Below are 21316 nucleotides of genomic sequence, written 5' to 3' on the forward strand. Positions count from 1 at the left end.
CTCCGTGTCGAAATCTTGCGATGGGCGTGGCCGCGCGCCTGTGCCGAAGTGGGATGTTTGTTAAGCCCGCCCCCTCTGCCGATCCGCTGCTGCTTCTTGCCTCAGCAGGGCATCTCGAATGTGAACACGGTTTCTGCTTCATCAGAGGCAACCGACACGATGCCGCCATGTGCCTTGGCGATCTCCGCAGCAATGTAGAGGCCAAGTCCCCGCATCCTAGACCGCGCGGGTCGCTCGCTGCACGTCCGCTTCCTGCCCGGTGTGCTTGACAGCCCGAAGCTCGAGTCGGTGGGGCTGTCGGTCTCGCCGGACAAGGATGTGAGTCGAAGAACGGATGATGGATTACGTGCATTCTCCTCCAGAGGCTGTAGGCAATGTCACACTTGAAGATCCCTTCGCATTGCATGAGGACGTTTTATCGTTTATATTCAATCATCTGATCGGAATGCTCATGGTCAGGCGCTAACTCACTGCGTTGGCAATTCACAAATTGACGCAGAAAATGATTGCCGAAAAATATGTTGCGTGGCACCAGTCTAGTTAATGGGGGCATCTGCAATTGACGCACGAAACCTGTCAATCGGCCGTTTACCCCCTCAAGATGTTGAGATGAACCCTACTCAGGGACCATTTTAGGGCACGTAGTATGAACGACATGAGCCTTTCTCAAGAGCGTCGCGCCATCGATGCCGTGCGAATCACGTCCTTCGCCGACAACTTGGCTGACTCGCTCGACCGGCAAATGAAGAACGCCTACAAACCCGAAGGCAGCAAGACCCTCAGGCTCTTCTCGGCCCGCGAGATGTGCGACCTCACCGGCATCTCCCCCTCCAACCTCCGCATCAGGAGCAATGAAGACCCAGAGTTCCCTCCGGCGAAGGTCGATGCCCGCGGCTACCGCTGGTATTCCGCCGAGGATATGGACGGTATCCGGGATCACATGTTCCGGACCGGCAAGAACGCTTCAAGCTTCCGGCCCGGCCGAAGGGAACCGTCAGACCGGCTTCAGGTCTTGAGCGTGGTCAATTTCAAAGGGGGTTCGGGCAAAAGCACCACGGCGATACACCTTGCCCAGAGGTATGCACTGAGAGGTTACAGGGTTCTGGCTGTTGATCTCGATCCCCAGGCTTCCTTGACGACACTGTTCGGCTATAGGCCCGAACTTGAGTTTCAGGAAAGCGGAACGATCTACGACGCCTTGCGCTACGACGATGACCAGGTTTCGATCGAGGAGGTCATCCTCAAGACCTACTTCCACAATCTCGACCTCGTGCCCGCCGGTCTTGTTCTGTCGGAATACGAGACGACCACGGCCTATGCACTCCAGAAGCGTGTCACGCCCGGTTTCGAGGAGCGGCTCGCCATTCAGCTGGACGTCGTCCAGGATCAATATGACCTTGTGATCATCGACTGCCCGCCGCAGCTGGGCTTTCTGACGCTGTCCGCCCTGGCAGCGTCTACGGCTCTCGTGGTGACGGTGGTCCCGAGCATGCTCGACATCGCTTCCATGTCCCAGTTCCTCAAGATGTCTGGCGAGCTCGTCCAGACCATCGAGAAGCATAGTGGAATGCCGGTGAGCTGGGACTTCGTCAAATTCCTCCTTACCCGCTACGAGCCTTCCGACGGTCCACAAACTCAGATGGCCTCCTACCTCCGCGCCATCCTGGGCGGAGAGGTGCTGGTGGAGCCGATGCTGAAGTCCACGGCGATCAGTGATGCCGGTATGACGCAGCAGACGGTCTACGAGGTTGAACCTTCAAACTTCGTCAAGAAGACGCTCGATCGCGCCGTTCAGAGCGCGAACGCTGTCGGTGACGAGATCGAGGGCCTGATCCAAAAAGCCTGGGGGCGATGATGGGACGCAAGAACATCCTCGATCTCGCGATCGAGCAGGCCTCCCCTGATCCTGCCAACGCGTCGCCTGCCTCCCGCGAGACAGGGACTCCTGCCATCACCTCCCTGCGCGAGTCTATGCGCTCGGTTTCAGCCAACGCTATCCGAGAGCTGGACCCCGCCAATATCGATCAGGGCGGTGTGAAAGACCGGATGGAGTTTGATCCCGAAAGTATCCGGAAGCTGGCTGAGAGCATCCGCGACCACGGCCAGCAAGTGCCGATCTTGGTGCGTCCGATCAGGGGCCGTATGAACCGGTTCTCGATCGTCTATGGTCGCAGGCGCCTCGCTGCCATCCGCTCTCTCGGGCCGGGGTTCACCGTCAAGGCGATCATCAGAAGCCTTGAGGACGAAGCAGCGATCATTGCCCAAGGCCAAGAAAACAACCTCCGGGTTGACCCTTCTTTCATAGAGAAGGCCCTGTTCGTCCTGGCGCTGCGTGAGGGGTCCTTCTCCACCAAGGTGATCCAGGACGCGCTCGGGATCGACGCGGCCGCAGTCTCGCGCATGGTGACCGTGGCCGAAAACATCCCTGAGGCGGTTTTGGCCGCTGTAGGACCTGCCCCCGACGTGGGTCGCCGGCCCTGGACTGAACTGGCATTGTTGGCCCGTGATCACGCTGTCGATCTGGCAGCCCTTCTCGACTTTACCGGTCCAGACTGGACGTCCTTGACCAGCAACGCCCGGTTTGCCCATCTATTGGAGCTTGCTCGGGTAAAAGGTCCAGACAACTTTAAGAACTCAGCGCAAATCTTTGATAATGAACAGATTTCATCTGTGGCATCTGGTGAAGGAAAACAGATTGCCCGTGGGCAATCTGGTCCTCCTCCTCGGCGTTTCAATATCGGAGGACGCCATATCGGAAACATGAAGAGGAGCCACAGGCTGCTGTCCCTGAATATCTCCCTTCATCATCAGCCTGAATTCGGCCAGTGGCTCGAAGAGAATGCAGACGACGTCGTCCGCCTTCTTCACGAACAGTGGCAGAAAAACCGGGGCGAGGGTTGAGCCCCTCCCCTTCTATCAACCCGAACAAGAAAGGAGAGCAACGGAGACCGTAAAAAAGAAGAGCCCCCCGAAGTATCCCCCCGGAGAGCCCTGATCTGTAGATTCGCACCCTCAGGTCTATTCTCTCTCCTCCGATCCGTCAAGAACAACCGATTCGGTTGACGGAATAACTTTGCCCACGTTTCCGTGAGGAAGCGGCCAGGGATCGGATACGCATGGGGCTGCGGTCGCCCAAGCGATAGGACCATGACATATGTGAAAGCAATCACGCCCACGCACGCATCGGCGATCGGCTCCCCCTTGTCTGCGCGTAAGGACATGGACCTCTGGGCCGCATTCAGGGTGGTTCGAGAAGCAGCCGCCTCGATCGGGATCAAGAGCGAAGTAATTCGCACCCTGGAGACAATGGTCGGGTTCCTGAGGCCCGGAAAGGGCCTCACCTGCTTCGCCTCCAACCGGGAGCTTCAGCGGCGCCTGGGAGGTTTAAGCGAGAAGACAATTCGCCGCCACGCCGCCCGCCTGATCGATGCCGGACTGGTGCGGCGCACGGACAGCCCCAACAGGAAGCGGTTCTCCACCCGCAATCCTGTTGACGGGTCGCTGGAGGCTTTTGGGTTCGACCTCAGTCCCATGATCTTAGGGATTGAGAGATGGGCCTCGCTGCTGTCCGCCCATCGGGAGGAAGAGGCCCTCAAGCGCCACCTTCGGACGTTGATTCTTGCCCGCCTTGCAGAGGCCGATACCCGCGGGCAAGTTGACGTCGACACAGCCGAAATCCGGAAGGCTCTACGGCGCAAGCATGCTTCGAGGGATCTTCAGTGGATCCTGAGAGACCTTGACGCTCACTTGCTGTCAGACGATTGTTCGAATGACCCCGAGGCCCCTGCCCTGCCGGCAGAAGATCTGGCCGTCGCTGGCGGTCAGAATGACCGTCACCAATCAATGTCCCAAACAGAAGACCTTGATAAGAAGCCGGCACTGGCAGACGAAGATATTCGATCGCAAACCGAAAGTACGCAGTGCAACGAAGCAAGATTGCTGGAGAAGATAGAGACCACCTGCAGCGAAGCCATGTGTTTTGCCACACAACCGCTACGTGACTGGAGCGACGTGTCGAAGCACGCTGAGATGATCGCGCCCATGATCGGGATCGACAGAAGCCTGTTGGAAGTTGCCCGAGTGCAATTCGGAGAACGAGCTTCAGCCATCAGCATTCTCATCATGGTACAGCTGCACGGCCGCGTCCGAAACATGCGCGCATACTATCGAAGCCTGGTGGCCGGCAAGCGGCGATCCAGCTTCGACCCGATAGCGCTGCTCGACCGGATGTCGCGCCATACGCGGTGTTCCATCTCTTGACCCATGTGCTCGGCTGCTCCCGTCTGCCAAAGCGGGACAGAGCCGTTCCGCAGCTGCCGAATGGGCACGCTCGGGAAAGTTGAAACCGTATTGGAAACACCAGAATACCATGACGGCCATCCGGCAACATTTCACCGTGCCGACCCCCGCACAGGGAGATCAGGCTCCGGCGTCCTAACAGGCTCACTCCACCCCGGTCCGACGTGCTCCCTGCAATAGAACCGGAGTAAGTCGGATCTAGTCACGTTCTCCAGTGTCTGCGCGTCAACCGGCAATTCGCTGTCCCGGAGATAGCAAGAGCGACATTCCCCCACGACGGAACATGACGGCGCCCAGTGTCATCCGCGTCCAATCGGAATCCATATAGATCCCGAAGCTAGATGTGCTTGGTGGCCTTCATCCGGTCTTGGGACTTGTGTCGATCTGTCAGACAGCCTTCTGTCACCGGCATATCGCTCCGGACAATGACTTGCCCGCGGGCAGACTGCTAACTTCCCCCGAAAAAAGCCTCTGAAACAGCGCAGGCGCTCATGGGGTGGCGGTCCGTTTGGTTGACCAGCCGCTAATGACATTCCGCAAGCCGCCAATCCCCACAGCTGCGTCCGGCGAGGTTGTAGTCTGCCTGTGATCTGCAGCACGTCGCAGTGGAGAACGTGGCCAACAGTTTGCCCGCTGGCAAGTTGCGTTTGAGATCGACACTTCCTGCACCGGAACGAAATTAGCGTAGCTCCCCAGCAGGACCGCGGCTGACAGGCAAAATGTATCATCGGAGATCCGGTTGCGCGCCGCGCAGATCTATCGCTGCCTGGCAGAGACGGTGTTCCATTGAGTACAGAAGCAAACCATCAGTCGCGATGCGCCCGACGATAGCCCCAGTGACCATTTTGGCTGCCGCCTGTCTAAGATTGGGCCATGTCGCTCGGTTATTCCTACCTGTGATGTGGCCACATTCTGTGATGAACCAATTAGCTGATGCGGAGAATTGCAGGTCATTGGCCTCCCATTAAACTTCCGCTTCTATTCATCTTGCCCGCGGGCAAACTGTTCGCCGAGACTGTAGGCCTCACGATAATCCCGGGTGCCTGATCCCGTGACCGCTTCAGCTGCGCCTGACCTGCGGACGACAACAGGCGCTGTTCCCAGTTTTTCTCATGGCGGCTTGGTTCAGTAACCGCTTATCACGCAGGTACGGGGCGTCGGTCTGCGAACGCAGATCAAGCTCAGAACCCTGCCAGGGCAGTTCATGTCCGAGTAGGGACCGGAACTGCGGGACCCGAGACAGTTGCCCGGCGCAAAGTGTCCTATGTGACGCCGAATTCCGGGATCCGCGAACGCTTTCCAGGGTTCTGACCCTTTGCAGATGGCAGGATCGGCGGTCGCCTGGATCTCGTGAGAAGCGGGTTGATGATCCAATTCAGGTCCAGCAACCCTGTGACTGCTTCCGAGCGCCTGTCCGGGACCTCGGGCAAACCCTGAGCGGAGATGGCAACAGAGCATCAGTTGAAAACCAAGCGCTCTCACGGTCATTAGTAGGCCGCTCTTTGTGGAGCTGAGGATCGTCATTGCTGATCAGGCCACGTCAGCTGCTAAGTTGGCCACGTGCTCGGAGTGCGGGGCATTGGGGCAGGAGCTGAGGTCGCCTTCAATGCATGCGAGGCTGAGCGGAAGGCCACCGTTCCACTTGGTAGGGCTTCTCACAACACATTGCCCGCGGGCAACCTGCAAGCCACGGTGGCCGCGACAGACAGCGGCAGTTGAGAGAGGGGGGGTATTTTCACTCGCGGACCCAACGCAGACCGCCCTCAGGCAGGCATCCCCATTGGCTGCGGTTTTTCTCCCAAAATGCTCAAAGCGACTGCTTAAGCCCCTCGCTCACGGCGGTCCGCTGGTCTTTTACTTCTAACATAGCGAGGCCCAGAGACGAGCCATTGTTGCCATCCAAATGTCCAGGGTGGACTGATCCTCACCGGATTCAGTTTCATCGGAAATCTTGCGCATCTTGTCTACAAGGACGTCGAAGACCTCGAAGCGCCGAGCGAGTTCCATATACGCGTCGTACAGGGTTCCGTCAGCCGTCACTGCCTGAAGAGCGGCGACCGTGCCTAGATCAAGATGGTTCAGCAGCGCACCGGCAGTGTCCGCGATCGAAATTGTACTGGCCAGCCGGTCGCGGAGCCACTAACGCAAGAGGGCAGGGGGGCGGGAGGAGAGCACGCATTGCAGAACCTCATGTCCAAACCCACGCTGTGGTTTACAAGGGTGCCACGAAAACCGACACCGACGAAGCATGCTCGGCTGACCAGCATTTGCGAGGCTTTCGCGTGCCGAAGGCTGCAGGAGGAGCGATGCAAAGCCGTGGCAGGAGGCGCTTTTCGTGCTAGACTACTACCTGAAAGGCAGGTTGTCCGCAATTGGGCGATGTGGAGCAAGACACCGGGAGGGCTCGGATGAAGGGTCTCGTCGTTCTGCTCATCATCCTCTCGCAGCCAGCTTATGCTGCCTGGGATATACGCCAGTGCACCGCGACTGTCAGAGACCGGCACGGCATCCGCATCGAGGAGGCCATGAAGATCTGCGCGGGCTCCCAGGCTAAACGAGGTGAACGTCGTCGGTGCGTCATCGACAAGGTCAAAAATCAACGCATGACAGCGGAAAGCGCCTTGAACTCCTGCCTGAACGGTCCGCGTAGATCGGATCAGTCGCTGCGGGATCCTGGTCGAACACCGGCTTGATCGACAGCCGTTGAGCCTCCGCAGGCCGGGCGCGGGCCGCCTTCCATAGCCAACAATGCGTCGGCTTACAATGTCATTTGGTTCCATGAAACGGCCGTTTGATAAACGATTTCATGTAGGTTGCAGCACGCGTCGCTGGTCAGGATTGGCAAGAACAGAAGGGTAGGGCAGGGCGACGGCACCCGCCGCAACCCTTCCCAACGTCCTTTCCACACCATCGGGATCCAGATTGTGGAAACAGAGAATGCGCCCTTCATCACTTCGACCTATACAAGTGTAGATGGTCAGTCCTAATGGTAACATCATTAAACATAGATCAGGAGTTTCGTATGGATACGGGTGCATCGCTGCTCCGCTGCGAAGCCTTGGCCTCAAGGATTGACGGCATCCTCCTGGCGGACCCGGACCTTGCGCGTCTTTGGCGCATGGAGGCGGCCTTGCTGGAGGCAGCCGCCTCCGTGGGGCTTGAAGGAGAGCGCATCTCGACGTCGGGCATGGTGCTTCGCCTCACCGGCGCCCTGGCGATCGAGGAAGAGGCGCGCAGCACGGAGATGGCCCTGCGGCTCCTTTCGATCATGAAGCGGCCCGGCGACATCTTCGGCTCGCCTGTCGAAACGATCAGGCGGATCGAGGCCGGCGCTTCTCCGATCGGGCAGGAGCGGGACAAGTCTGACAGGTTGGAGGACAGTGAGCTGGCGCTTGTGGTTCGCGAGGGCGAGGCCTGGGGGGACGTGCCGATCCTGGCCGGCCTGCGGGCGTCCGCCAGTTATGCCTTGCGATCACGACGGGATAGCCCTGCGGCGGAGAGGCTCATCTTCATGGCAGTCGAGGGTGCCGCGCGCCATCTGCGGGGGATGTCATCCATCCGAACGGAGGCCGCCGAGGATGACACGGATGTGCGCGCATCCCTGATGACGTCCGCTGAGGCGGGATGGATCGTCACGCCCTCAAGCGCGATGACCCGCAACGGGCTGCGCATCTGGTCGCCCTTGTCGGGCATCGGCAGTTTCCTGGAAGCTCTTCCGCGGGCGCTGTCCCAGGAAGTCGGGCATCTGGGCACGCTCCGTCACGAGCTTGCGCGGCTGTATGGGGTTGCGGCCCAAGCCCGTGGCCGCTCCAGGCTGGCCGATCTGGCCGCGCTTCTTCGGCAGCAGCCCGTCGTCAACTCCGCGATGGTCTGCGACCGGCTGGGGGTCAGCCGCCGGACCGCGCTGGCGCTCATCGGGGAGATGGTCGGGGCAGGCTGTCTGGTGAACGTGACCTCGCGGCGCGTGGCGCGCTTCTGGGCGCTTCCGTCCCTCGGCTCGCGGATGAAGACTTTGCCCACGAGACCGGCCCGAGGCGATGTTCCGCGCGCCGCCGGTCCTGTTCGCCCGGTCGCTCTGGAGGAAACCAGCAAGCCAGGGCGGCTTGAGAAGCACTTCGACGAGAGGCGACTGGCTCGTGTCTTCGAGGACCTGGATGCCGCCATGGCCGGTCTCGACGCGGTGATCAGAAAAAAGGCTGAAGAGAACCGCGAGTGAAGGCGTGATGACGAATGGCCAAGAACCCGGGTTCGTGCGTCTGGGCTGATGCCGTCGCGCAGTTGCGGTGACGTTCCAAACAGGGCCGATCATTTCTCTTGGAGCAGCGGGAGGGCAGCGTGATTCCCTCTTTCAATGCTGCTCCTGGGAATGACATGTGCCCAAGGTCGATCACCTCATTCGCGTGCCCTCCACCTCCCTGAACTGCTCGGCCTCGAATAGATGTTTGACGCTGTGCCACAATTCATTGCAGTCTGACCGGACAATCAATGAACGGGCGGCGGCCTTCGCAGGCTGCCTGACATGTCCGAACACGCGCGTCAGGCGCGTGGCGTCCCATCATGTCCGCAAGCCGGACAACAACAGGAGAGCGGAATGAAAACCCTTGCTTCGATCACGGCACTGGCCCTGGGCACCACCCTGGCAGCGCCGGCCATGGCGCAGGACAGCGCCGGAACCTGTGGAGATCTGTCCATTGCCCAGATGGGCTGGGCCTCGGCCGAGGTCATCACCGAGGTGGCAAAGTTCCTGCTGGAGCAGGGCTATGGCTGCAAGGTGTCCCTGGTGAAGTCTGACACCATCCCGGCCATCACCTCGGTCGCCGAGAATGGCGAGCCTGACATCGTCACCGACCTGTGGCTGAACTCGGCCGGCGAGGCCTATGCCAAGCTTGAGCAGGCCGGCACGATGGTCACGCTGACCAATGTGCTGGATCCCGGCGGGGTCGAAGGATGGTGGATCCCCACCTATCTGGCCGAAGCCCATCCCGAACTGACCACCATCGAGGGCGTGATGGCCAATCCCCAACTGGTCGGCGGCCGCTTCAACAACTGCCCCGAAGGCTGGGGTTGCCGCGTGGTCAGCGACAACCTGGTCCGCGCGCTGAAGATCGAAGACGCGGGCATCGAGGTGTTCAACCACGGGTCCGGCGAGACGCTGGCCTCGTCGATGGGTTCGGCCGTGACCAGCAAGGAACCCTGGTTCGGCTATTACTGGGGTCCGACCGTGCCGTTGGGCAAGTATGACATGACCCGCGTCAAGCTTGGCGAATACGACGAGGCCAGGTTCGCGCCCCTTCAGAACCCGAACGCCCCCGATCCCCAGGTCTCGGACTTCCCCGAGGCGCCCAGCGTCACCGCCGTCACCGCTGCCCTGGTCAAGGATCAGCCCGAGGTCGTCGAATTCCTGCGCAAGATGACCTTCAAGACCGATGACATGAGCGCGCTACTGGCCTGGCAGGACGAGAACAAGGCATCCGCACAGGAAGTCGCGGTCCATTATCTGACCCACAATGCCGACGAATGGCAGGACTGGCTGTCAGAGGGCGCCAAGGAAAAGCTGTCGGCGCTGATCCAGCAGAACTGAGCGACTGCAAAAGCGCGGTAGGTGGTCGGTGCCGTAAGGGCACGGACCACATCTGTGACGAATAATCCCGCAGCAGAAACAGACGGGGACGCAAGCGATGGCCAGCTATGATGGCGTGTTCGATGCCTTGGGGCTTAGGAAATGGTGCGATGGTGGTGGCGGGGAGGGCGGCCCGATGTCAATGGCCGATCTTCTGGCCAAGACCCAGGGCGGAGCGTCTCAGACCGGCGGCTCGTGGTGGGATCTGCCTTTGCCGTCGCTCAACAACCTGCACGAGGCCTGCGGGGCGATCTGGCAAACGCGCGACCTGACCCTGGGTCTGGAACGCACCTTCCTGTCGGCGCGCGACGCGCTGCGGGTGGTGCTGGACCCGCTGACCCAGCCCCTGTCCTGGATGCTGCGCGAGACGATCTGGCTGATGACGGCAACGCCCTGGTTCATCATGCTGCCGGTTCTTCTGCTCCTGACCTGGCTGGTATCGCGATCCGCAAGCGTCATGCTGCTTGTCACGGCCTCGTTGGGCCTGCTGGCCTTCGTGGACCACTATACCGAGGCGATGCAGACGCTGGCGATCATCTTCGTCTGCGCCTTCATCTGCGTGCTGTTCGGGGTGCCTATCGGCATCGCCATGTCGCGCAGCGACACGTTGCGGCGGATCGTGACGCCGATCCTCGACATGCTGCAGACGCTGCCTGCGTTCGTCTATCTGATCCCGCTGATCTTCCTGTTCAGCGTGACCGAGCCGAAGCTCTACGGCATCGCGATTATCCTTTATGCCATCGTGCCGGTGATCCGGCTGACCGATCTGGGCATCCGCCTGGTGGACCGTGACGTCATCGAAGCTGCGGATGCATTCGGAATGAGCCGCCGGCAAAAGCTGTTCGGCGTTCAGATCCCCCTGGCACTTCCCAACATCATGGCGGGCGTGAACCAGACCATCATGATGAGCCTGGCGATGGTGGTGATCGCCTCTCTGGTCTCCGCGCCGGGGCTGGGGGTGCTGGTGCTGCGTGGGATCCGCAATCTGGAACTGGGTGTGGGCCTGATCGCCGGCTTCGGGATCGTGCTGCTGGCGATCGTGTTGGATCGCGTCACCAAGGCGGCGCTGAACCGCATCGACGCCAGCAAGTCGCGGACCTGAGGAGGCAAGGATGGGCACACCCGTCAAGGTATCGATCCGCAACCTCTTCAAGATCTTCGGCGAACATCCCAAGGCGGTTCTGGCCGATGTCCGCGCGGGCATGGGCAAGGCCGAGCTTTTGGCGCAAAAGAACCACGTCCTGGGCCTCAACGACATCAACATCGACATCCGCGAGGGCGAGATCACCGTCATCATGGGCCTGTCGGGGTCGGGAAAGTCCACGCTGATCCGCCACCTCAACCGCTTGATCGAGCCGACCGCAGGCGAGGTTCTGCTTGATGGCGAGAACATCCTGACCTGGAACGAGACCCGGCTGCGCGAGTTGCGGCGCAAGTCCATGTCGATGGTCTTTCAGAAATTCGCACTGCTGCCGCATCGCACGGTTCTGGAAAACGCCGGCATGGCGCAGGCTACGCAAGGCACACCTCGCAGCCTTTACGAGCCCGAAGCACAGAGCTGGCTGGAGCGGGTGGGCCTTGCAGGCTTCGGCGACCGCTATCCGCACCAGTTGTCAGGGGGGATGCAGCAGCGGGTGGGGATCGCGCGGGCGCTGACCTCGAACGCGGGGATCATGCTGATGGACGAGGCGTTCTCGGCGCTTGATCCGCTGATCCGCACCGACATGCAGAACCTGCTGATCGAGCTTCAAAGCGAGTTGCACAAGACCATCGTCTTCATCACCCACGACCTGGACGAGGCGCTGAAGCTGGCCGATCACCTGGTGATCCTGAAGGACGGCGTGGTCGTCCAGCAGGGCGAACCCCAGCACATCCTGCTGAACCCGTCCGACCCCTATATCGAGGCCTTCATCGGCGACATCAATCGCGCCCGCGTGTTGCGCGTCCGGTCGATCATGGCTGAGGGAACTGCGGAGGGCGACGTCGCGGGCGACGTGGATGCCGACGCGACGCTGGAAAATGTCATCGCCTTGTCCGGGGGTGATGCGACCCTGCGCTACCGCGTCACCTGCGGCGGGCATTCGGTCGGCATTCTGGAAATGCCGGCGCTCGTCCGGGCTCTGGTGCCGCGCAGGTCAGCTTGAGAGGGGTGGTGCTCACCGTGGATCAAAGCCCACGGCATTCGTTCTCCCGCGCAGGTTGGACCGTCCGCCCTGCTTGCCATGACCATGAACCGCCGCAACGCCGGTCACGACGAAGGTGGCGGTAAGTCGGCGCGCTTTGCCTGATCGGCACCTGCAAAATGAACGGCGTCGAACGCTATGCCTGCCTACGCGATCTGTTCACCCGCCTTACCCATGGCCACTTGGGCCATCGGAGCCTCCAGGTCGCCGCCTTGCCGCCCTCCGAGCACGATGAACGACAGCATCTCGGCTCCTGCACCGAGCCATTTGCGAGACCTGGTCCATCTCTGGCCTCCTGTGCGGAACGTTTCTATAGTTTCGCCATGACCGAAACACTGCCTTCGTGCCCCGCATGCTCCTCTGCCTACGCTTATCAGATGGATGCCCTTCTGGTGTGTCCCGAATGCGGTCATGAATGGCAAGCAGGCGCGACGGATGACAGCGAGCCGGAGATCCGTGACAGCGTCGGGAATATCCTGCGTGACGGCGACACGGTCACCGTGATCAAGGATCTGAAGGTGAAAGGCTCCTCCTTTACGGTGAAGGTGGGCACAAAGGTGCGCGGCATCCGACTGGTGGAGGGAGACCACGACATCGATTGCAAGATCTCGGGCATCGGCCAGGTGGGGCTCAAGTCGCAGTTCGTGAGGAAGGTTTTCGAGTAAGAGGCTTCGCCCCCAATTATGTCTGCCACACTGCAACGCCATCGTTCTGGTGCTGTCAGTCCTTCAAGGGCCGTCTCCATGAATGAAGCACAGCCTACCGTGCCATAACACCCAGGGGTCGCAATGGAGGAAACGATGGAACTCTGAGCATCCGAGAGGCCCTAGCTCCTCTTCCAGCCAAGAAAGACTCCCCAAACTCCCGTTTCAAGCGGTCCAGTTGACAGGCGGCAGAGCCTTTTCAGCGCCGCTCGAAACCGGTGTGGTTCACCCCGGCGGCAATATCGCTTCGATGCCAGTCGATGATATCGGCATCGATAGGGCCGAGGCTGCAGACGATCTCAAAAGCATCGACCAAGGCTTCCGGCCCTTGGGCGGCGACCTTCACCCCTTCGGGCTGGATGCTGATCCAGCCATTCAAGCTTAAGCGATGCGCACGGTTCAACGCGAATTCGACGAAAGTTTCGCCCAGCTTGCCGTGATAGGTGAGCTCGACCGCGCAGAGGTCCTGCCCACCCTGCCCAAAGTTGCCGCTTTCAAAATTCACGTCCTGTATCCTTCAGGCCAAATCATGCGGACAGCCTGACAGGCTGCCCCCACCGGGTTTATTGCGGCAGGGATCCGGGCAAGCCCTCGACCAGCCAATTCATCGCAAAGATTTCGGGATCGGGCAGAACCTCGCCTTCGACCGCGCGCTCGGTGCCGCTCTGGTCTTTCAGGGGGCCAGCAAAGACATGGTCCTCGCCGCTGACCAGCGCGGCTTCCGCCTCCTTGATCCGCGCCATCTGCTCTTCGGTCAGCACATCATTCCATGCCTGGACCGAAACCGTTCCCGAGGCCAGACCACCCCGTTCGTCCTGACCCTTGAAATTGCCTTCGAGTGCTTCCCCCACGGCCCGGATGAAATATTTGCTCCAGTCATGAACCACCGAGCCCAGAACGGCATCAGGGCCATGTGCGCTCATATTCGAGCCCGTGTTGACCACATAGACCCCTTCTGCCTGCGCCACGTTCACCACCGAAGGTGTGTCCTGGTGAAGCGAGAACACGACATCCGCCCCCTGCGAAATCACCGCCCGTGCGGCCTCTTGTTCGCGGGCCGGATCGAACCAGCTATTCACCCAGACAAGGCGGATATTCACGTCAGGGCTCACCTCGCGTGCGGCCAGGGTAATGGCATTGACCTCAGCGATTACCTCGGGAACGGCGAAGGCTGCGACGATGCCGATGGTATTGGTTTCGGTGACCATGCCGGCGGCCAATCCGCCCAGATAGAACCCTTCATAGCCGCGGGCAGTGAAGGTGCCGAGGTTTTCGGTCTGACGAAAGCCGCTGGCATGGATCATGTTCACCTCGGGGTGACGCTGTGCCAGCCGCAGGCCGTCATTCATATAACCGAAAGAGCCCAGAACGAGGAAATCCGCCCCATCCGAGACAAGCTGGTTCATGACCCGCCCGGCATCCGGTCCTTCGGGAATATTGTCGACCACGCGGGTGGTCACGCGATCGCCATAGGCTTCCTCGACCGCTTCGCGGGCCAGATCCAGTTGCTTGGCCCAGCCTACATCCGCAACCGGCGAGGGATAGATCAATCCCATCATCAGCGGCTCGGCCATGGCGGCCCCGCCGGTCAAGGGCAGCGCGAGAGAGGCCGCCAGAATCCAGTTTGTCAATTTGTGCTTCATGACCATCGTCTCTTTCTCCTGTTGGGATGACCGCTCAGGCGGTGCTGTTATAGGTGCGCCCCAATGAGGCCGGCGCATTCAGACGCATCTTTCGGCCATCCATCGACAAAAGCGAAATGGCGATGATGGTGGCGATATAGGGAACGCTGGTCAGCAGTTGGGAAGGCACCGAAATCCCCATCCCCTGCACCAGCAGTTCGGCAATCGTGGCCAGGCCGAACAGCCAGGCACCGATAACCAGCCGGTCCACGCGCCATGCGGCAAAAACCACCAGCGCAACCACGATCCAGCCCCGCCCGGCGATCATCCCGTCCGACCACAAGGTGGCCGACACGGTCGAGATGAAGGCCCCGGCCAGTCCGGCCAGGAAGCCTCCGAACAAGATTGTCAGGAAGCGGGTTGCCAGCACGCTGTAGCCAATGGCATGGGCCGACTCGGGAGCCTCACCCACCGCTCGGATCACCAGCCCGACTTTGGTGCTGCGCAGCATCCACCAGGTGGTCAGCGCCAGCAGGGGCGCCAGATAGACCAGCAGCGAATGATTGAACAGGCCCGGCCCGACGATGGGAATATCGGACAGGAACGGGATCGGCAGCCGTTTCATGGGCACGACGGTCATGCCCTCATAGGGGGTGCCGATCACCCCTGACAGGCCCAGCCCCAGAATGCCAACCGCAATGCCGGTAGCGACCTGATTGCCCAGCGCCAGCAACACCACCGCCGCGAACAGGGCCGCCAGCGCTACCCCGGCCAACCCGCCGGCAAACAGCGCCAGCCAATGGCTTCCCGTCGCCATGATGGCGGCAAAGCCGACCACGGCACCCAACGCCATCATCCCTTCGATGCTGAGATTGAGGATGCCCGAACGCTCGACGATCAGCTCGCCAATGGCCGCCAGCAGCAGCGGCGTTGCCGCCGTCAATGTGCCGGCCAGCAGGAAAACAAGCATGCTTTCCATCAATTTGCTCCCTGCTGCGACAGGTCGCGCCGCCAGCGGACCCGGTGGTCGACGAAAAGCCGCGCCGCGATATAGCTGACCAGCAGCACCCCCTGCAGCGAGGTATTCACCGCATAGGGCACCCCGGCCGAAGCCTGCGCCATGTCGCCGCCGACATAGATCACGGCCATGAGAAAGGCCGCGAACAGGATGCCGATGGCGTTCAGCCCCCCCAGAAAGGCGACAATGATCGCCGCAAAGCCGTAACCGGGGGATACCACACGCTGCAACTGCCCCAGCGGCCCGGCCACCTCGAAGACGCCGGCCAGTCCCGCCGCCGCGCCACCGATGCACAGGCTGACCCAGACGGCGCGCTTTTCGCGAAACCCGGCATAGCGTGCCGCATCGGGGGCCACGCCGCCGACCTGCAGCTTGTAGCCGGTCATGCTGCGCTCAACAAAGATCCAGGCTGCGGCGGTCAGCAGCAGCGCCACGATGATCGAGACATTTGCACGCCCCAGCGCGAACAGCGAAGGCAGCATCGCCACCTGCGGAAACAGTGCCGATTGCGGGAAGTTGAAGCCATAGGGATCGCGCAACGGTCCCGAGATCAGGTAATACAGCAATTGCAGCGCGATGCTGTTCAGCATCAGCGTGACCAGAATCTCATTGGCGTTGAAGCGCGTGCGCAGGAATGCCGCCAGCGCAGCCCAACCCATGCCGAACAGCATTCCGCACAGCGCCATGGCGGGCAGCATCATCGGATTCACGCTGTCATTGAACCACAGCGGCAACAGGCTGCCACCGATCGCGCCCAGGATCAGTTGACCCTCGGCGCCGATATTCCAGACCTTGGCGCGAAAGCCGATCGCCAGACCCTGCGCGATGATCAGCAGCGGCGCCATCTTCAGCAACACCTCGCTGAGATTGTAGAGGCTGGAGAGCGGCGCGATATAAAGTTGCCACAGTGCAGCCAAGGGCGCGACGCCCTGCGGCGACATCAGGATGATGGCCGCGATGATGGTCGTCACGACGGCGATCAGCGGTGCAAGCAGGCTGCGCGCGCCTGTTCGGCCGATCCGCGGCTCGATGATCCAGGGAAGCCGCATCATGCCGTCGCCCCTGCGCCCGCGATCTCGGATGGCAGAAAGCCTCCGGTCATGTAGTCGCCGATGGTGGACACCGTGGCCTCGGCCCGGTCCAGGGCGGGCGACAGCCGACCCCTGAACAGCACATGGATACGGTCGCTGATCTCGAACAATTCGTCCAGTTCCTCGCTGATGACCAGAATGCCGACACCGGAATCGCGTAAGTCGATCAGTTGCTGGCGGATCAGCGCCGCCGCGCCTACATCGACACCCCATGTCGGTTGCGCGGCCACCAGAACCTTCGGCTTCAGCCGAATTTCGCGGCCCATGATGAATTTCTGAAGGTTACCACCCGACAGGCTGCGCGCCTCGGCTTCAGGACCGGTGCAGCGCACGCCCATTTCGCGGATGCATTTTTCGGCAAATGCATGCACGCGCCTCCGCTCGATCAGCCCGCGCCGCACCATCCCCTGTTCATGGCCGGTCAGCAGCGCGTTATCGGCTAGGGTCATTTCCGGGACTGAGCCGCGGCCATTCCGGTCCTCGGGCACGAAAGCCAGCCCTCGTCTGCGACGCAGCTTGGCATCCATATCGCCGCAACCGCTGCCAAATAGCCGGATCTGGTCGCGACGGCGACGGTCCAGCACCGCTTCGCCCGATAGCATCGCCGCAAGCTCCTTCTGGCCATTGCCCGAAATGCCCGCGATACCGACGATCTCGCCGGGATAAAGCTGCAGATCCAGATCATGCAGGCCGACGCCGAATGGATCGTCCGAGGGCTGCGACAGCCCCGTCACCTCCAGCACCGCATCGCGTCCGAGCGTCGGTGCCGAGCGCTTCGTATGCGGGATTTCGCGCCCGATCATCAGATGAGCCAGTTCCGTGGCGCTTGAAAGGCGCGGGTCGACCGTGGCCACGACCTCGCCGGCGCGCATCACAGTGGCGCTGTGACACAGGTTGCGGATCTCCTCCAGCTTGTGGCTGATGAACAGCACGGCGCAGCCCTGCGCGGCCAGTTCACGGATCGTATCGAACAGGGCCGGAATCCTGGCAGGCGGCAGGACCGAGGTCGGCTCGTCCATGATAATCAGCCGCGGCTCTTGCAGCAGGCAGCGGATGATCTCGACCCGCTGGCGCTCACCCACCGACAGGGAATGCACCAGAGAGTTCGGGTTGACCGGCAAGGAAAACCGCTGCCCAATCTCGTGAATGCGTTCTGCCAGACGGGACAGGCTGCCCGGCACGGTCAGCGCGATGTTTTCCGCCACGGTCAGGGATTCGAACAATGAAAAATGCTGGAAGACCATGCCGATGCCCAGCTTACGCGCCTGCGCGGGACTGGTCAGCGCGACAGGTTCGCCATTCCAGCAGATCTCGCCCGCATCTGGCACAAGAACGCCGTAGATCATTTTCATCAGCGTGCTTTTGCCCGCGCCGTTCTCGCCCAGAACGGCGTGGATTTCGCCAGGCTGGATCCTTAGCGAAACGTCGCAGTTTGCCACGACAGAATGGAAAGCCTTGGTCAGGCCCCGAAGCTCCAGCAGCGACGGACCATCAAATGCCCTTCCCGGGTGATAGGCGCCTTGAAGGGCCATATTCATGGTCTTCTCCCTGTCATTATTGTTGCGCCGTGGCTGACGGACCTCCTCTGCCCGTTGCCCGGTTATCAGATATTCAGCACCAGAAGCCGGGATGTGCAGCGCGACACGCAGGGCATAATAAGCCTGCCGCCCTCCTGCTCATCGGGGCTAAGAAACAGGTCATGATGTTCCACCTCGCCCTCGATCACCTCGGTAATGCAGGTGCCGCAAACGCCCTGCTCGCAGCTTGTCTTGATTTCGATGCCGGCCTCGCGGATTACCTCGATGATGGTCCGATCCGAAGGCACGACCAGTTCGATGCCACTCTTGGCCAGCCGCAGCACGAATTCGCCTTCGCCCGCCGTCAGCACCGGCACCTCTGCGGAAAAATGTTCCAGAATGACTGCATCGTGCGGCCAGCCGGTCACTTGGGCACAATGGCGCACCACATCCATGAAAGGATTCGGGCCGCAGAGATAGATTGAATGTCCGCCATCGCGCAGGATGTCCTGCAAGGTCTCGGTCAGCAAGGGCGGCACCAGACCATAATGATAAGCGACCCGGTCGGACCAGCCGCTTTCAAGGATCAGGTCGCGAAAGGCGATCTCTGCATTCGAGCGGGCAAAGTAATGCAACTCGAAATCCTCGCCTTCGCTGGCCAGAACCTGGGCCATGCTCAGCAAGGGCGTGACCCCGATGCCGCCCGCCAGCAGAAGACGTCGCCCCTTTCCGCCCGGACGCAGGGCAAAATTGTTGCGCGGCGCGCTGATGCGGACCGTTCCGCCTTCCTGCAACTGGTTGTGCATCGCGCTTGAGCCACCGCGCCCATTCAATTCGCGCTTGACGCCGATCAGATAGCGGCTGCGGTCTGCGGGGTCGTTGACCAGCGAATATTGCCGCGTCAGGCCGGGAATGGGCGTGATCAAGATATGGGCCCCGGCTTCGAACGACGGCAAGGACTGGCCATTCACAGCCTCGAATTCAAAGCTGCGGATCTCCGAGGTTTCGGCGCGAACCTTGCGGATGCGCACCTCGAATTCGGTCTCGGCTGTCATGCTGCGGTCAATCTTCATCAGACATACTCGGATATGCCGGACATGGCGTGGAAACCCGGCAGCCGGCGGAATTCGCGCAGCCAGTTGCGGATCGCGGGATATTCCTCGTGGCCGATGCCGCCGTCGCCGGACAATGCAACATAGGGGAAGCAGGCCAGATCGGCGATGGTGGGATGATCGCCGACGATCCAGGTCTCGCCGTCGATCTCGCGATGGGTCAGATGATCATCCAGCACACGGAAGGCCGCGCGAGCCGATTTGCGCGCCGCGTCGATATCCAGATCATAGCTCATGACATCATGCAGCCGCGCACTTGATGCCGCCATCAGTTCACCGCCCGCGAACATCAGCCACATCATCACCGGCCCGAAACTGGCCGGGTCGCGCGGCAGCCATTTGCCCGTCTTGTCGTATTTATTGGCCAGGTGGCACAGGATGGCTTGTGCGTCGCGCAGGATCAGCCCGTCATCTTCCAGCACCGGCAATTGCCCCAGCGGATTGATCGCCAGGAATTCAGGCGTCTTGTGCTGTCGGCCGGGATAAAAATCCACCTGCCGACGCGCATATTCCAGCCCCAGAAAGTCCAGCATCAGCCGGACCTTGTAGCAACTGCCCGAAAGCGAATAGTTGTGAAGCGTGATCGTCATGGGTCAGGCAGCCTGCTTTTCATGGATGCCGAAGCTGATATTCATCGCCTTCAGCCAGCGTCGGAATGCGATCGAGCTGGCATCGGCGCGGGTCGGCAATTCATAAGTGGGATCCAGCGGCAGCAGCGTTGGCCGCTGGTTTTCCAGAATCATCCGGTCCTCCAGGAAAATCGACTGCTGGAAGTCGGCGATATCGGCAGGGGTGTTCAAATTGTCCACGATGGCCATGGGCGCATAGGCCAGACAGCGGGTTTCTGTCACCGGCTGGATAAAGACGCAGATCGCGTCATTACGATCGGAATCCTCGCTGATATTTTTATATAGCATGACGCTGAAGGGCGACATTACTCGATACTGATAGCGCGTCATCTGCCCGCCATTCGCCGCTTTTGACGCGGCGGGCTGATAGTAGGAGCAATCGACCGCCCAAATTTCATCGACATCCTTGCGGTGTTCGGTGCGATAGGCCAGCACTTCGGTCTTGTCGGTCGCGCCCAGAGTATCGACATGGATGAAAGAAAAATGCGCCATGTCCAGGAAGTTCTCGACCAGGCGATAGGGGCTCGTGCTGACGCCGATGCTCCCGCAACCCACCACGACGCGGTCTGGTTCGTCAAACTCGGCAATCTCGGGTAAGGGACGCGTGGGTTCACCCAGCGTGGTGAAGATGCAGGTATAGCGGGTCTGAACTGGAAGTTCACGGCCCTCAGCGGCATTCGCGTCGATTTCAACGACGCGATAATCGTCGCTCTCGTCCCGGTAAACACGGATCGGCTGACCCAGGATCATCGTGTCATGGCTGGCGCCGGGTTCGATCTGTCCCAGCCAGCCGCAGGCCACCCATTCATTGCGGGCAACAGGATCTTTCGTCGCAGTCATGGCCAGTCCTCCTTCAGTTAGCCTCGATCCGGTGACGCAGTTGCACCACCCGACGCGCCAGTTCATGCCGTCCCTCGGGCTCGGCCTCCGCACCGCGCGCCACGAAATGAATCCCGGTCGAGCCGGCATCGATGGGCTGGAAAGCCGCCGCCAGCCTTGTCCCGTCCTGCAGATCCAGCGTGACGACCTCGCCATCTGACAGGATGCCGTCCCAGTCGGCCAGATCATCCAGCACCGCCTTGCGGACCTCGGCGACCGGCGCATTCAAATAGATGCTGCGCACCGCCCGCCAGCCGTCATCCGCGCCCAAATCGGGCAGCGGGGCTTTCGGATCGCTTGCCAGATTGGCCCAGATCAGCCCATAGCGGCTTTCAACCGCATGGCGTGTGGCGCAAATGGTCTTGGGCGGGGTCAAGCCTGGATGGGCCGGAATGACTTCGCACTGGCCGCCGGTGCCATAGCCCCAGCCGTGATAAATGCAGCGCAATTGATCGCCCTCGACGAAACCCAGGCTCAGCCGCATTCCACGATGCGGGCAGCGGTCCTCCCATGCGTTCACCTGGCCCGAGGCACTGCGCCACAGGGCAACAGCATAGTCGTTCACCATGACAGGATTGCTGGAGGAGGCGCGGATCTGGCTCTCCAGAGCCACCGCGTTCCACTGGTCGGAGGACATTCCCA

19 protein-coding genes and 1 pseudogene are annotated in these 21316 nt (G+C 61.1%); 10 read left to right on the top strand and 10 right to left on the bottom strand.

The window, feature by feature from the left end:
* Positions 1-101: 101 nt before the first annotated feature.
* Positions 102-215, bottom strand: a complete 114-nt coding sequence (locus AAIL68_RS14955; protein WP_347140550.1) for an ATP-binding protein — start codon at positions 213-215, stop codon at positions 102-104.
* Positions 216-646: 431 nt separating this feature from the next.
* Between AAIL68_RS14955 and repA the strand changes: the two genes are divergently transcribed.
* The 10 genes and pseudogenes from repA (at position 647) to AAIL68_RS15005 (ending at position 12767) form a co-directional block, all read left to right on the top strand.
* Positions 647-1855 (top strand): plasmid partitioning protein RepA, encoded by a 1209-nt coding sequence (gene repA / locus AAIL68_RS14960; protein WP_306609906.1) that lies wholly within the window; start codon positions 647-649, stop codon positions 1853-1855.
* Positions 1852-2901 carry a plasmid partitioning protein RepB gene (gene repB, locus AAIL68_RS14965; RefSeq protein WP_347140551.1) on the top strand — a complete coding sequence of 350 codons (1050 nt, stop codon included), beginning with the start codon at positions 1852-1854 and terminating at the stop codon, positions 2899-2901. Before repA ends, repB begins: the two co-directional genes overlap by 4 nt.
* A 246-nt stretch (positions 2902-3147) precedes the next feature.
* Positions 3148-4260: a plasmid replication protein RepC gene (gene repC / locus AAIL68_RS14970; protein WP_347140552.1), complete on the top strand. Its 1113-nt coding sequence runs from the start codon at positions 3148-3150 to the stop codon at positions 4258-4260.
* A gap of 2447 nt (positions 4261-6707) precedes the next feature.
* On the top strand, positions 6708-6992 hold the full coding sequence (locus AAIL68_RS14975) for a hypothetical protein (RefSeq protein ID WP_347140553.1): 285 nt from the start codon (positions 6708-6710) through the stop codon (positions 6990-6992).
* A 329-nt stretch (positions 6993-7321) separates the two neighbouring features.
* On the top strand, positions 7322-8515 hold the full coding sequence (locus tag AAIL68_RS14980; RefSeq protein ID WP_347140554.1) for a hypothetical protein: 1194 nt from the start codon (positions 7322-7324) through the stop codon (positions 8513-8515).
* 375 nt (positions 8516-8890) lie between these two features.
* Positions 8891-9880, top strand: coding sequence for an ABC transporter substrate-binding protein (locus AAIL68_RS14985; RefSeq protein ID WP_347140555.1), 990 nt, complete (start codon positions 8891-8893; stop codon positions 9878-9880).
* A 97-nt stretch (positions 9881-9977) separates the two neighbouring features.
* Entirely contained in the window at positions 9978-11021 is a 1044-nt protein-coding gene (locus tag AAIL68_RS14990) for an ABC transporter permease subunit (protein ID WP_347140556.1), read from the top strand.
* A 10-nt stretch (positions 11022-11031) separates the two neighbouring features.
* Positions 11032-12063: a betaine/proline/choline family ABC transporter ATP-binding protein gene (locus AAIL68_RS14995; protein WP_347140557.1), complete on the top strand. Its 1032-nt coding sequence runs from the start codon at positions 11032-11034 to the stop codon at positions 12061-12063.
* 63 nt (positions 12064-12126) lie between these two features.
* A pseudogene (locus AAIL68_RS15000) lies at positions 12127-12287 on the top strand (transposase domain-containing protein); the annotation flags it as partial.
* A gap of 138 nt (positions 12288-12425) precedes the next feature.
* On the top strand, positions 12426-12767 hold the full coding sequence (locus AAIL68_RS15005; protein ID WP_347140572.1) for a zinc ribbon domain-containing protein YjdM: 342 nt from the start codon (positions 12426-12428) through the stop codon (positions 12765-12767).
* Between the two features lie 238 nt (positions 12768-13005).
* On the opposite strand, the gene AAIL68_RS15010 is transcribed toward AAIL68_RS15005, so the two are convergent.
* The 9 genes from AAIL68_RS15010 to AAIL68_RS15050 all read right to left on the bottom strand — a co-directional run bounded on the left by AAIL68_RS15010 (position 13006) and on the right by AAIL68_RS15050 (position 21311).
* On the bottom strand, positions 13006-13311 hold the full coding sequence (locus AAIL68_RS15010) for an acylphosphatase (RefSeq protein WP_347140558.1): 306 nt from the start codon (positions 13309-13311) through the stop codon (positions 13006-13008).
* A 58-nt stretch (positions 13312-13369) separates the two neighbouring features.
* The gene (locus AAIL68_RS15015; RefSeq protein ID WP_347140559.1) at positions 13370-14380 is read right to left on the bottom strand and encodes a BMP family ABC transporter substrate-binding protein; all 1011 of its coding nucleotides are present in this window, start codon (positions 14378-14380) and stop codon (positions 13370-13372) included.
* A gap of 103 nt (positions 14381-14483) precedes the next feature.
* Positions 14484-15407 carry an ABC transporter permease gene (locus tag AAIL68_RS15020; RefSeq protein WP_347140560.1) on the bottom strand — a complete coding sequence of 308 codons (924 nt, stop codon included), beginning with the start codon at positions 15405-15407 and terminating at the stop codon, positions 14484-14486.
* Positions 15407-16498, bottom strand: coding sequence for an ABC transporter permease (locus tag AAIL68_RS15025; RefSeq protein WP_347140561.1), 1092 nt, complete (start codon positions 16496-16498; stop codon positions 15407-15409). The genes AAIL68_RS15020 and AAIL68_RS15025 overlap by 1 nt, the downstream gene beginning before the upstream one ends.
* On the bottom strand, positions 16495-18075 hold the full coding sequence (locus AAIL68_RS15030; protein ID WP_347140562.1) for an ABC transporter ATP-binding protein: 1581 nt from the start codon (positions 18073-18075) through the stop codon (positions 16495-16497). The genes AAIL68_RS15025 and AAIL68_RS15030 overlap by 4 nt, the downstream gene beginning before the upstream one ends.
* 65 nt (positions 18076-18140) lie before the next feature.
* Entirely contained in the window at positions 18141-19127 is a 987-nt protein-coding gene (locus AAIL68_RS15035; protein WP_347140563.1) for a PDR/VanB family oxidoreductase, read from the bottom strand.
* Entirely contained in the window at positions 19127-19756 is a 630-nt protein-coding gene (locus AAIL68_RS15040; RefSeq protein WP_347140564.1) for a glutathione S-transferase family protein, read from the bottom strand. The genes AAIL68_RS15035 and AAIL68_RS15040 overlap by 1 nt, the downstream gene beginning before the upstream one ends.
* Positions 19757-19759: 3 nt before the next feature.
* Positions 19760-20635 (bottom strand): aromatic ring-hydroxylating dioxygenase subunit alpha, encoded by an 876-nt coding sequence (locus AAIL68_RS15045; protein ID WP_347140565.1) that lies wholly within the window; start codon positions 20633-20635, stop codon positions 19760-19762.
* A 13-nt stretch (positions 20636-20648) separates the two neighbouring features.
* On the bottom strand, positions 20649-21311 hold the full coding sequence (locus AAIL68_RS15050; RefSeq protein WP_347140566.1) for a Rieske (2Fe-2S) protein: 663 nt from the start codon (positions 21309-21311) through the stop codon (positions 20649-20651).
* Positions 21312-21316: the final 5 nt, after the last annotated feature.

Source organism: Paracoccus sp. SSK6 (assembly GCF_039770665.1).
Classification (GTDB): domain Bacteria; phylum Pseudomonadota; class Alphaproteobacteria; order Rhodobacterales; family Rhodobacteraceae; genus Paracoccus.